The sequence below is a fragment of the Pseudomonas palmensis genome (assembly GCF_017848315.1).
In the GTDB taxonomy this organism is placed as follows: domain Bacteria; phylum Pseudomonadota; class Gammaproteobacteria; order Pseudomonadales; family Pseudomonadaceae; genus Aquipseudomonas; species Aquipseudomonas palmensis.
In genome coordinates, this window is the sequence record NZ_JAFKEC010000094.1 from 1 (window position 1) to 11,372 (window position 11,372).

Sequence of the window (11,372 nt, forward strand, 5' to 3'; positions counted from 1 at the left end):
GCCTGCTCCCCGCCCACCTGCTGGCCGCCGCCATGGCCGCCAGCGTGCTGCCAGCCCCCTCGGCGATGGCCGATGAAGTCAGCAGCAGCCGCACGGCCTACAACATTCCGGCCGGTTCGCTGGCCAGCGTGCTCGGCGCCTTCGCCGCCGCCAGCAGCCTCAACCTGTCCTACGACGCCGCCCTCACCCGCGGCAAGCAGAGCCCCGGCCTGCAAGGCCAGTACGCCACCCTCGACGGCCTCAGCCGCATCCTGGCCGGCAGCGGGCTGCAAGCCTTCCCACAAGGCGACGGCAGCTACTCGTTGCGCCCGGCCCCCAGCAGCAACGGCGCCCTGGAACTGGGCGCCACCAACGTCGACGGCACCCGCACCAGCAGCACCGGCGACAGCACCGACAGCTACACCGTGCGCAGCGTCAGCATCGGCAAGGGTCAGCATTCGCTGCGCGAAACCCCGCAGTCGGTCACGGTCATCACGCGCAAGATGATGGACGAACAGAACCTCACCAGCCTCGAACAGGTGATGGAGAAAACCCCCGGCATCACCGTTCACGACTCGCCCATGGGCGGCAAGTACTTCTACTCGCGCGGCTTCATGATCGCCGGCCAGTACCAGTACGACGGCGTACCGCTGGATGTGGGCGGCAACTACGTGCAGGCCAACAGCTTCTCCAGCGACATGGCCTATTACGACCGCGTCGAGATCATGCGCGGCGCCGCCGGCATGATGAAAGGCGCCGGCAGCTCGGCCGGCGGGGTCAACTTCATTCGCAAGCGCGGCCAGGACAAGGCCGCCACCCACGTAACGCTGTCGGCCGGCACCTGGGACAACTACCGCGCCCAGGTCGACACCGGCGGCCCGCTCAACGACGCCGGCACCCTGCGCGGGCGCGCCGTGGTCGCCCAGCAGGACCGCAAGTACTTCTACGACATCGGCGAGCGCGAAGACCAGGTGGTGTACGGCGCACTGGACTACGACCTGAACGAGGACACCACCCTGGGCGTGGGCCTGGCCTACGAAAAGCTCGACGCCAAGCCCTGCTGGCAGGGCCTGCCGCGCTACAGCGACGGCAGCGACCTGAAGCTGTCGCGCTCCACCTGCCTGGGCGCGTCGTGGAACCACTGGGACAGCGAGCGAACCAGCCTGTTCGCCGACCTTACCCACCGTTTCAACGCAGACTGGGCGCTCAAGGTCGCCTCGATGTACACCCACAACGACCAGAACATGCAATACGCCATGGGCGAAGGCACCGTGCCGGTGGGCAGTACCCAGGGCGCCTCGAAGCTGTACTCCGGGCTGTTCGACTACGACCAGGACGACTACGGCTTCGACGCCAACCTGGACGGCCATTTCCAGGCCTGGGGCCTGGAGCACGAGATCATCGTCGGCGCCAACGCCAGCCGCTCCAAGGGCCGCGACCGCTACGAACTGATCAACCTGACCGAGCTGTACGGCGTTACCCAGAACCCGTTCAACCCCAACCCGCACATCCCCAAGCCGGGTGACTCGGTTTACGAGAAGGAGTCCTACCGCGGCGGGCCGATTCCGGTGACCTCCGACACCCGTCAGTTCGGCACCTACGCCACCCTGCGCCTGAAGCTGGCCGAGCCCCTCACCGCCGTACTCGGCAGCCGCGTCAGCTGGTACCGCAACAGCAGCGACAGCTACACCCGATACTGGAACTACTGGCAGCCCAACCGCAGCCAGGAAAACGGCCAGGTGACGCCGTTCGCCGCGTTGATCTACGACCTGGACGACACCTGGTCCGTTTACGCCAGCTACGCCGACATCTTCCAGCCGCAAAGCACCTACGCCAAGGCCGACGGCAGCTCGCTCAAGCCCAAGACCGGTGCCAGCTATGAGGTGGGGGTCAAGGCCGAGTGGTACCAGGGTCGCCTCAATGGCGCCTTCAACCTGTTCCGCAACACCGAGCAGGGTCGCGCCGAGGCTGACTACAGCACGGTATGCGATAGGTCGTCCGACGGTTACTGCTACACCGACAGCGGCAAGGTGCGCGCCCAGGGCTTCGAAGCCGAGCTGAGCGGTGAACTGATCGAGCGCCTGCAGGTGCTGGCCGGCTACACCTACACCCAGGTCGAATACCTCAAGCGCATCGACGACACCCGCCAGGACGCCACCTTCACCGCCAGCTACGTGCCCAGGCACATGGCGCGTGTATGGACCAACTACGACCTGGACGGCGCCCTGCAGCGCTGGAGCGTGGGCGGCGGGGTCAGCGCGCAGAGTGCCAACCACTTCGTGGACCGCAACACCAAGATGGTGCAGCCCGGCTACGCCCTGTGGAGCGCCCGCATCGGCTATCGCCTGGATGACAACTGGAGCCTGGCCCTCAACGGCAACAACCTGTTCGACAAGCACTACTACAGCAGCGTCGGCGCCGCTGGCTGGGGCAACTTCTATGGCGAGCCGCGCAACCTGATGGTGACCCTGCAAGGCGACTTCTAACCCACAGCAACAAGGCTGAAGTCAATTAAATGATTATTACTATCGTTTACAGGCTTTAGCCTTGGGGACAGCTGCGGCACAATGGCCGCCTTGCTCCTCTGCCTTGGATAGCCATGAACACCGCCCAGCAACCCCCGCTGCTCAAAACCCCCGCCTTCGACCTGCGTCCGCTGATGGTGGTCAACATGGCCTGCACCATGGCGATGATGGCCTTCGTCGCCCTGATCGGCCCCATCGCCCGCGTGCTGGGCCTGGCAGCCTGGCAGGCGGGCGCGGCGGTCACGGTAGCCGGGGTGGTGTGGATGCTGCTGGCGCGCCCCTGGGGCCGGGCCAGCGACCGCTTCGGTCGCCGCCGGGTGCTGCTGGTGGGCACCGCGGGGTTCACCCTGGCCTATTGGGCCCTGTGCCTATTCATCGATGGCGCGCTGCGCTACCTGCCGGCCACCTCCCTGGCCTTTGCCGCACTGGTGATCGGCCGCGGCCTGATCGGTGCGTTCTATGCCGCCCTGCCGGTCGGCTGCGCCGCGCTGATTGCCGACAACATGCAACCGCAACAGCGCGCCCGCGCCATGGCCTCGCTGGGTGCGGCGAACGCCGTGGGCCTGGTGATGGGCCCGGCACTGGCCGCGCTGCTGGCGCGCCACAGCCTGAGCCTGCCGTTCTATGCGATGTCGGTGCTGCCACTGCTGGCATTGCTGGTACTGCAGTTCAAGCTCAAGGGTCAGGAGCTGCACCTGAGGCAACCGCCCCGCCCCGTCAGCCTGACCGACCCGCGCCTGCTTCGCCCGCTCACGGTGGCCTTCGTGGCGATGCTGTGCGTGTCGCTGGCGCAGATCACCGTAGGCTTCTTTGCCCTTGACCGCCTGGGCCTGGCGCCTGCCGATGCCGCCCAGGCGGCGGGCATTGCCCTGACCATGGTGGGTGCGGCGCTGATCTTCTCGCAGGTGCTGGTGAGCAAGCTGCAATGGCCGCCGCTGCGCATGATCCGCGTGGGCGGCTGCATCAGTGCGCTGGGTTTTGCCAGCGGGGCCCTGGCCGACAGCGTGGGCATGCTGTGGGCGTGCTACTTCGTCGCTGCGGCCGGCATGGGCTGGGTGTTCCCGGCGTTCCAGGCGCTGGCGGCGAACGCGGTGGATGCCGGTGAACAGGGCGCGACCGCAGGCTCTGTGGGCGCGGCACAGGCCCTGGGCACGGTGATCGGGCCGCTGGCCGGCACCCTGATCTATGCCCTGGACCCGCGCCTGCCGTACCTGATGGCCGCCTTGCTGCTGCTGTTGATCGCCTTGTGGCCGGTGCCTGCACGCCAGTAGGCGGGTTCGGCGACGGAATGTGTTTTAATGCGTCGCCCATTATTTTTGACATCAAGGCGGCTATGGACACGGGGACACGACTCAAACTGGTACGTGAACGCACCAAGCTCTCGCAACGGGAGCTGGCCAGGCGCAGCGGCCTGACCAACTCGACGATTTCACAGATCGAGCAGAACCGCGTCAGCCCATCGGTGAGCTCGTTGAAAAAGCTGCTGGAAGGCATCCCGATGTCGTTGGCGGAGTTCTTCAGTTTCGACGAACCGCCGCGCGAAGAACGCTTCGTGTTCCGCGCCAACGAGCAGCCCGACCTGGGCAGTGGTGGCTTGCGCATGCTGCTGGTCGGCGCCAGTGTCGAAGGTCGGCAGATGCGCATGCTGCGCGAGCTGTATGCGCCGGGCGCCGACTCCGGCGAAGAGCCGATCGTGCACACCGAGGGCGAGGAATGCGGCCTGGTGACCCGTGGCACCATCGAGTTGCGGGTAGACGGCCAGGTCAGCGTGCTGAACTCCGGCGACGGCTACTACTTCCCCACCACCCTGCCCCACAGCTTCAAGAACATCGGCCAGGACGAAGCCGAGATCATCAGCGCCAACACCCCGGCGAACTTCTGATGAGCATCGCTGCAAGCGGCAAGCTGGCTCGGCCTCGCTTGCCGCTTGCCGCTTGCAACGGCCCTTCTACATCCAGCCCAGCCAGTGCCACCATGTTGCGGCGAACACCAGCATCAACCCGTACCCCACCAGCGTCACCACGATCCCGACCTTGGCAAACTGCCGCGCGTTGAAGGTTTCGGTACCCAGGCACACCATGTTCTGCGGTGCGTTGATCGGCAGGATGAACCCGTAGCTGACCACAAACCCCAGCACCATGGTCATGCCCAGGCGGCTGAAATCCCCCGGCAAGGTCTGCAGCACCGCGATCAGTATCGGCAGCAGCGCCGAGGTCAGCGCCGTGGCACTGGCAAAGCCCAGGTGGATCACGATCAGAAACGCCGCCAGAATCGAAAACACCCCCAGCGTGCCCAATTGATCCAGCCCGGTATTGGCCACCACCTGCCCGCCCAGCCATTGCCCGGCCTGGGTGGTCAACAGGGTGGTGCCCAGGCTGATGCCGACGCCGAACACGATCACCGTGCCCCACGGAATACGCGCCTGCACATCCTTCCAGGTCATCACCCCGAAGCGCGGCAGCAACAGCAGCACCAACCCGGCGTAGGTGGTCGAGGTGGTGTCGAAGTGATGCAGCTTGCCCTCGGTGGCCCAGGCCAGCAACAACAGCAGCGACACCCCCAGCAGACGCTTCTGCGCCCCGCTCATCGGCCCCAGCGCCTGCAACTGCTCGGCCACCGCCGCCTTGCCGCCGGGAATGCTGTCGCTCTCGGGGGGCAGCATCCTGAGCACCAGCACGATCAGCACCACCGACATGATCAACGCCCACGGCGCCCCGGCGATCAGCCAGTCGATCCATGACACCCGTGCACCGAGCATCTTGTCCATGAAGCCGACCGTCAGCAGGTTCTGCGCGGCTGCGGTCTGGATGCCGATGTTCCAGATGCTGGTGCCCTGGGCCACGATGATCATGATGCCGGCGGCGATGTTGGAGCGCTTGTTCACGCCGAACGCGGCGATCACGCCCATCATGATCGGCACCACGCAGGCACTGCGCGCCGTGGCACTGGGCACCACCAGGCTGAGCAGGATGATCACCACCATCGCCCCCAGCAGAATGCGTCGGGTGCTCACGCCCACACGGTTGAGCGTGACCAGCGCGATGCGCCGGTCCAGCCCGGTGTGGGTCATCGCCGCTGCGATGAACAGGGCCCCCACCACCAGCGCCAATGCCGGGTTGGCAAAGCCCGTCAGGGCCATGCTCACGGCTGCCGACGAGCCGTAGATCACCGACGGGTCGGCAAGGGTCGGTGCGGTGCCCAGCAAAAATGCCAGCAGCGAGGTGATCATGATCGCACTGGCTTCGTACGACACCGCCTCGGTGATCCAGATCACCACCGCAAAGGCCAGGATCGCCAGCACGCGGTGACCGGCCACCGGCAGGTCGGCCGGCAGCGGCAACAGCAGCACGCCGACCAGCGCGACGATGCCCAGCAGCAGGCCCACGGGCAACAGGGGTTGAGCGCCAGGCGCTGCGGGAGGATTGGCGGGGGTACTCATGGGCAGGACTTCTTTGGCAACAAAACAGGCCCCTATCATCCCCAGCGCCTGGCCGGTACGCGCTGACCCGGGTCAATACATGGCCAAGACGCCCTGACCAGAGCTCTTTGTAGGACATTCCAACAGCCTGTGGCGCAGCGACCCGTAAGCTCGAAAAAGACTGACCGGTCATTTGTAGTGAATAAAAAAAATCACTACAAAACCTATTGACGGCATTCGTTGCCCCTTGCATGATGAGGCCGTCTCCCTGATCGGGAGCGCTGGCAAAGGGTGTTCCAGACAGTTCGAGCGGTTTCGGGCTGTCCGTGGAGAGGGACTGTCCAAAAGGCAGAGTGAAGAAAGCCCCTGTTGCGACGCTGCTGTAGCAGCCTTGGTAGATCGCTACATGAAGTAGCGCAGGTTTGAACTCACCAACGACGAATAGGTAATAGGGGGCTTTATGATCAACTTGAACAACCAACCCACCATCGACCAATTGGCTCAGCTGTTCGCTGCCCGCAAGGACAGCCTCGATGACCACCTGCTGTGGGTCAGTGCCACAGGTGACGTGCACATCGACAAGATGCCGCCGCACACTGTCGAAGAGGCGATCGATGCGAAGCGTGAAATGCGCGCCCGTTTCAGGATGTTCCGCCGTGGCAAGGGCTACGTCGGCAAGAAGGCAGCGGCAGACACCGCGTTTGTCGCCAAGGTGCTGGAGACCCTGCAACAGGAATGGCCCGCCATCCGCGAGCGCCAGGACGTGAAGGTGATCGACCGGCTGTGCTGAGCCAGGCGAATTGAAAAAGGCGACCTCCGGGTCGCCTTTTTTATGCGTGCCTTATCGCCTCATCGCGGCTCTGGCTCGCCCCACCGTCTGCGCACATTCCCTGTGCGCCACGACAGGGCGTAACCGCAGGCATCAGGCCTGACGACGAAACCGCGGGTGCTCCATCGGCACGGCGTCGGTGGCCAACGCCCGGGCCCGGTCCACACCGCGCACCAGCGCACGGCTCATGGTTTCACCCGGGCACGAGGGGTAGTACTCCTCGAACAGCGCCTTGCCCCGGCGCCCGTACACCCCCAGGAACATCTGCGTGGCCCCGGTGCGCGACAACCGCACCTGCACGTCGATGCTGGTGCCATCGCTGAGTTCTTCGTCATGGCTGCGGCTGTGCAGCTGAGAGTCGGCCCACGCCCAATAAGTCTCTTCCCTGATGCGCATCGCACTGCTCCTTGTTCGTTCGAACCGACAGTAAGGCATACAACCGCCAAGGGGGCTAGCGACAGCCGTCGCCCCATTGAGCGAGGTCAAGAAAGCCGCATAAAACGGCAGATTCAGCGTACCGGTCGTCTGTTTGCGAAATAGCCTACAACCCGCATGAAAAAGCCCCACACACCGCAGCACAGGCTGGATGGCGGGGCCTCTTCGGCGTCGTGGCTACTTCTTGCGCAGGCCCGGCAGAAACCGGCGGCGCTCGCTGCGCGGTGGCACCGTGGAGCGCACACGTACCGGCGCGTCTTCCAGGGTCATGTTGGCAAACCCCAGCTGGAACGCTGCTTGCCCGCAACGCACCTGGCTGTTGATGGGAAACTCGTCACCATCGTCTTCGAAATACGATTCCTTCATACCCGGCTCCCCTGCTGTGGATCACTACCGGCACGCAGATGAATGCCTAGGAAATAGTGACCTGTTGCTTTCAGAGACTAGCCGGACATTTGAAGACTGCCTGGTCACTTATTGTCGCACCCGACCAGTGGCCTATGGCTACCTGAGTTTGACCGCGGTGCCGGTGACGAACACCACCACCATGCCGCCACGGGCCGACGGCATGCTGATTTCGTAATCCAGGCCGATCACTGCATCGGCCTGCAGGCTGCGGGCGCGCTGGCGGATTTCGTCGGTGGCCTGGATGCGCGCTTCTTTCAGGGCGCTTTCCAGGGTTTGCGAACGGCCGCCGAAAAAGTCGCGAAAGCTGGTGAAGATGTCGCGTACCACGTTGATGCCCTGCACCGATTCGGCGCTGACTACATCCAGGTAGGCCGCGACTTCGCGCCCTTCGACAGTGCCAGTGGTGGTGAGGATCATTGCGTACTCCTGAGCGTTGTCGGGGCATGCCCCGACCCAAAAGAACACGATGGTAACAAACCCGCACTTTCGCCGCCCGTCACTTGCGGCCCGCCCAAGTGCGGCTATTTTCATTGGAACGTTGTTACAGCGTATTAATACTTCGGACGGAGTCGAAGCATGTCGATACCACGTTGCATGAGCGTTCTTGCATTGGGCCTGGTGCTGGCCGGGCTGGCGGGCTGCAGCAGCATCGATGCCCGCACCACACAATACGTCGGGGCGCCCCATCCTTCGCCCACCACTGCGGCTACGGTCGAGGTACTGCGCAGCGAACCGACCCGCCCCCATGTCCGCCTGGGCGAGATCGTGGTCGATGCCAGCGTGTCCCCGCCGCCACCGATCACCGACGTGGAGCAGAAGCTGCGCGAACAGGCCGCCAGTATCGGCGGCGACGCCGTCGTGGTGGTCTACGACCGCATCCAGCCGGTTTCGGCCTATGTCAGTGGCCCGCTCTGGGACCGCGATATCCGCTCCATCGACGGACGCAAGCTCAAGGGCATCGTCATCAAGTATCAGTGACCCTGTGGTCGCCGGTGGTGCCGGCGCCAGCGTACGCGCCCATTCGCCCCCTGGGGCCCCTGCCTCGCTGGCAAGGCCGGCCCCTGCCCAGAAGCGCAACATTGAACAGGCACCACCGTCATGCAAAGGACCACCGCCACTTGTCTCGTGCTGCCCTGCGCCCTGCTGTTCCTGCAGCACGCCCTGGCGGACAACGCCGAAACCGCCAACAAGAGCAACAACCCGCTCAACCTGGCACCGGGCCTGAACCTGCAGGACTACTACACCCCCTCGGTGTACGACAGCAACGTGCATACCAACGATTTTCTGGTGCGCGGCACCCTGCCGGTCGCCCCTGGCGAACTGCTGCCGGTACCGCAACTGCTGCGCGCCACCCTGCCCATCAGCACCCGACCCGACCCCCACGGCGGCTACAGCACCGGCATCGGCGACCTCAACCTGTTCGACATCTTCCTGCTCAAGACCGAAGGCGTGCAGTTGGGCATCGGCCCGCAGCTCACCGCCCCCACTGCCGAGCACGACGAGCTGGGCACCGGCAAGTGGCAGGCGGGGCTGGCGGCGGTGGCCATCGACGCCTCGCCACGCGGGCTGCTCGGTGCGCTGGTGCAGTACCAGAGCTCGTTTGCCGGCGACCATGACCGCGCCCACGTCGAAACCGCCACCCTGCAGCCCTTCATCATCCACAACCTGCCCAAGGGCTGGTACCTGCGCTCCACCGGCACCTGGACCTTCGACCTGAAGAACGACACCCACTACATCCCGCTGGGCCTGGGCGTGGGCAAGGCCTGGAAGGCCGGCAGCAACATCCTCAACGCCTTCATCGAGCCGCAGTGGACGGTGGAAAAGAAAGGTGACGGCCTGCCGCAGTTCACCGTGTTCGCCGGCCTCAACGTGACCTTCGGCAAGTAGCCAGCCCATGACCGGACCCTCCGGCAGCCAGCACCCTGTGCGTTCAATTGAAGGAGCACCACCATGCATACCCGACCTGTCCTGCGTTACCTGCCGGTGCTCGTGCTCAGTGGCGCGCCGCTGCTGGTGCAGGCCGACAACGCGCGTGACTGGCAGAACATCCCGATCGACCTGAACATGGTGTTCGGCTACTACAACCGCATCGACACCAACACCCCGATCGACACCGCCCTGCCCATCGACGGCCTGTCCCTGGATGCCGACCTCTACATCCTGCGCCTGGCGCGCTCGTTCAGCATCGACGGACGCAACAGCGCGATCCAGCTGGTGCAGCCATACGCCGACGTGTCGGCCTCGTTCGACGATGCACGTTTCTTCAATGGCACCAAGCACAACGGCGGCATGGGCGACACCCAGATCGTGTTCGCCCACAACTTCTTCGGCGGCCCGGCGCTGACCGCCGAGGAGTTCGCCAGCTGGACCCCGGAAACCTTCATGACCGGCGCCGTATGGCTCACCGTGCCCAATGGCGACTACGCCAAGAACCGCGTCATCAACATCGGCGCCAACCGCTGGGTGGTCAAACCCGAAATCGGCTTCGGCCACCCCATCGGCCCCACCTGGCTGGAGGTCAACACCTGGGTTTCGCTGTTCGGCGACAACGACGACTACCTGGGCGACAACAAGCTGGAGCAGAAACCGCTGTATGCCGTCGAAGGCCACTACAGCTACACCATCAACCGCGGCCTGTGGGCTTCCCTCGACGCCACCTACAGCTTCGGCGGCGAAACCCGCATCAACGGCGAAAACCAGGACAACAAGCAGGCCAACACCCTGGTCGGTGCCAGCCTGGGCTTCATGCTCTCGCCGCAGTTCGGTGGCCTGATCGCCTACACCGACACCGTGTCCGAACGTACCGGCTCACCCGATGTGAACACCTGGACCTTGCGCCTGAACTACGCCTGGTAGCCATGGGAGGCCTGATGAAGCGTTCGCACCGACTCACCTGCCTGGCCCTGCTGGCCCTGTTGCCGGCCCTGGCAAAGGCTGCCGACCCGCTCGACCCCAGGGCCCTGGCCGCGCTGTCGAACATGGGCAGTTACCTGCACCGCCTGCAGGCCTTCAGCCTGAGCACCCGCAGCGAAACCGACCAGCAACTCGACAGCGGCCCCACGGTGACCTTCGCCCACCACACCCAGGTGCTCGCCCGCCAGCCCGACAAGCTGTTCGTCAGCGTCGACCAGGGCTCGGCGGCGCGCCAGTTCTTCTACGACGGCAAGCAGTTCACCCTGTATGACGGTCGTCACGGCTACTACAGCAAAGGCACGGCGCCGGCGACCATCGAGCAACTGCTCGGACAACTGAGCGAGCGCTACGCCATCACCCTGCCGCTGGCCGACCTGTTCCGCTGGAACGCCCAGACCGCGAAACAGGTCGGCATCACCCAGGCCACGCTGATCGGCAGCGAATCCCTCGACGGCCAGGCCTGTACCCACTACGTGTTCCGCCAGCCCGACATCGACTGGCAACTGTGGCTACGCGAAGGCGCGCAGCCGTTGCCGTGCAAGCTGATGATCACCCGCCGCGACGACCCCGAGCGCCCGCGCCACAGCGTGACCTTCGACTGGGACCTGAGCACGCCCATCAACCCGGCAGCCTTCGACTTCACCCCGCCGGCCAAGGCCGTGGCGGTGCCGCTGCGCGAACCGAACGAGGGCCGCCAGCCATGACGCCACTGCGTACCTGCCTGCACCTGGGCCTGAGCGCCTGCCTGCTGACACCGCTGATGGCCGACGCCTGGCAACTGCGCGGCGGCGGTGGCGGGCGTACCTTCGTGGTGCCCTATCACGCCGGGGGCGGCCATTTCGCCCCCCCGCCGCCGCATTACCAG

Annotated in this window: 12 protein-coding genes; 8 read left to right on the plus strand and 4 right to left on the minus strand. The window is 65.2% G+C overall.

Annotated elements, in window-relative coordinates; translation table 11 throughout:
- Window positions 1–32 precede the first annotated feature (32 nt).
- The 3 genes from JZZ72_RS26750 (at window position 33) to JZZ72_RS26760 (ending at window position 4,386) form a co-directional block, all read left to right on the plus strand.
- Entirely contained in the window at window positions 33–2,465 is a 2,433-nt protein-coding gene (locus JZZ72_RS26750; RefSeq protein WP_078481940.1) for a TonB-dependent siderophore receptor, read from the plus strand.
- A gap of 113 nt (window positions 2,466–2,578) precedes the next feature.
- The gene (locus tag JZZ72_RS26755) at window positions 2,579–3,775 is read left to right on the plus strand and encodes an MFS transporter (protein WP_058541248.1); all 1,197 of its coding nucleotides are present in this window, start codon (window positions 2,579–2,581) and stop codon (window positions 3,773–3,775) included.
- Window positions 3,776–3,837: 62 nt separating this feature from the next.
- Window positions 3,838–4,386 carry a cupin domain-containing protein gene (locus tag JZZ72_RS26760; RefSeq protein ID WP_043859772.1) on the plus strand — a complete coding sequence of 183 codons (549 nt, stop codon included), beginning with the start codon at window positions 3,838–3,840 and terminating at the stop codon, window positions 4,384–4,386.
- A 66-nt stretch (window positions 4,387–4,452) separates the two neighbouring features.
- Here the strand turns inward: JZZ72_RS26760 and JZZ72_RS26765 are convergent, their stop codons facing one another.
- Window positions 4,453–5,943, minus strand: coding sequence for a DASS family sodium-coupled anion symporter (locus JZZ72_RS26765; RefSeq protein WP_054915142.1), 1,491 nt, complete (start codon window positions 5,941–5,943; stop codon window positions 4,453–4,455).
- Window positions 5,944–6,382: 439 nt separating this feature from the next.
- On the opposite strand from JZZ72_RS26765, the gene JZZ72_RS26770 reads away from it, so the two are divergent.
- On the plus strand, window positions 6,383–6,712 hold the full coding sequence (locus JZZ72_RS26770; RefSeq protein WP_043859774.1) for a hypothetical protein: 330 nt from the start codon (window positions 6,383–6,385) through the stop codon (window positions 6,710–6,712).
- 132 nt (window positions 6,713–6,844) lie between these two features.
- Here JZZ72_RS26770 and JZZ72_RS26775 read toward each other — a convergent pair whose 3' ends face one another.
- From JZZ72_RS26775 to JZZ72_RS26785, 3 genes are all read right to left on the minus strand, one after another.
- Window positions 6,845–7,147: a hypothetical protein gene (locus JZZ72_RS26775; protein ID WP_043859775.1), complete on the minus strand. Its 303-nt coding sequence runs from the start codon at window positions 7,145–7,147 to the stop codon at window positions 6,845–6,847.
- A 216-nt stretch (window positions 7,148–7,363) separates the two neighbouring features.
- Window positions 7,364–7,552, minus strand: coding sequence for a hypothetical protein (locus JZZ72_RS26780; RefSeq protein WP_043859776.1), 189 nt, complete (start codon window positions 7,550–7,552; stop codon window positions 7,364–7,366).
- Between the two features lie 138 nt (window positions 7,553–7,690).
- Window positions 7,691–8,011, minus strand: coding sequence for a YbjQ family protein (locus JZZ72_RS26785; protein WP_043859777.1), 321 nt, complete (start codon window positions 8,009–8,011; stop codon window positions 7,691–7,693).
- A gap of 177 nt (window positions 8,012–8,188) precedes the next feature.
- Here JZZ72_RS26785 and JZZ72_RS26790 point away from each other — a divergent pair, with 177 nt between their 5' ends.
- The 4 genes from JZZ72_RS26790 (at window position 8,189) to JZZ72_RS26805 (ending at window position 11,211) form a co-directional block, all read left to right on the plus strand.
- Complete coding sequence (locus JZZ72_RS26790; protein ID WP_408004359.1) at window positions 8,189–8,572, plus strand: hypothetical protein; 384 nt, start codon at window positions 8,189–8,191, stop codon at window positions 8,570–8,572.
- 120 nt (window positions 8,573–8,692) lie between these two features.
- Window positions 8,693–9,481 carry a hypothetical protein gene (locus tag JZZ72_RS26795; RefSeq protein WP_058541250.1) on the plus strand — a complete coding sequence of 263 codons (789 nt, stop codon included), beginning with the start codon at window positions 8,693–8,695 and terminating at the stop codon, window positions 9,479–9,481.
- A gap of 63 nt (window positions 9,482–9,544) precedes the next feature.
- Window positions 9,545–10,450: a transporter gene (locus JZZ72_RS26800; RefSeq protein ID WP_043859780.1), complete on the plus strand. Its 906-nt coding sequence runs from the start codon at window positions 9,545–9,547 to the stop codon at window positions 10,448–10,450.
- A gap of 14 nt (window positions 10,451–10,464) precedes the next feature.
- A complete protein-coding gene (locus JZZ72_RS26805; RefSeq protein ID WP_078481941.1) occupies window positions 10,465–11,211 on the plus strand; it encodes a DUF2092 domain-containing protein in 747 nt (248 codons plus the stop codon).
- Window positions 11,212–11,372: the final 161 nt, after the last annotated feature.

Excerpts from the sequence above, each read along its gene's own strand:
- JZZ72_RS26750 (WP_078481940.1), top strand. The coding sequence starts at position 33 with ATGGCCGCCAGCGTGCTGCCAGCCCCCTCGGCGATGGCCGATGAAGTC.
- JZZ72_RS26755 (WP_058541248.1), top strand. The coding sequence starts at position 2,579 with ATGAACACCGCCCAGCAACCCCCGCTGCTCAAAACCCCCGCCTTCGAC.
- JZZ72_RS26760 (WP_043859772.1), top strand. The coding sequence starts at position 3,838 with ATGGACACGGGGACACGACTCAAACTGGTACGTGAACGCACCAAGCTC.
- JZZ72_RS26765 (WP_054915142.1), bottom strand. The coding sequence starts at position 5,943 with ATGAGTACCCCCGCCAATCCTCCCGCAGCGCCTGGCGCTCAACCCCTG.
- JZZ72_RS26770 (WP_043859774.1), top strand. The coding sequence starts at position 6,383 with ATGATCAACTTGAACAACCAACCCACCATCGACCAATTGGCTCAGCTG.
- JZZ72_RS26775 (WP_043859775.1), bottom strand. The coding sequence starts at position 7,147 with ATGCGCATCAGGGAAGAGACTTATTGGGCGTGGGCCGACTCTCAGCTG.
- JZZ72_RS26780 (WP_043859776.1), bottom strand. The coding sequence starts at position 7,552 with ATGAAGGAATCGTATTTCGAAGACGATGGTGACGAGTTTCCCATCAAC.
- JZZ72_RS26785 (WP_043859777.1), bottom strand. The coding sequence starts at position 8,011 with ATGATCCTCACCACCACTGGCACTGTCGAAGGGCGCGAAGTCGCGGCC.
- JZZ72_RS26790 (WP_408004359.1), top strand. The coding sequence starts at position 8,189 with ATGAGCGTTCTTGCATTGGGCCTGGTGCTGGCCGGGCTGGCGGGCTGC.
- JZZ72_RS26795 (WP_058541250.1), top strand. The coding sequence starts at position 8,693 with ATGCAAAGGACCACCGCCACTTGTCTCGTGCTGCCCTGCGCCCTGCTG.
- JZZ72_RS26800 (WP_043859780.1), top strand. The coding sequence starts at position 9,545 with ATGCATACCCGACCTGTCCTGCGTTACCTGCCGGTGCTCGTGCTCAGT.
- JZZ72_RS26805 (WP_078481941.1), top strand. The coding sequence starts at position 10,465 with ATGAAGCGTTCGCACCGACTCACCTGCCTGGCCCTGCTGGCCCTGTTG.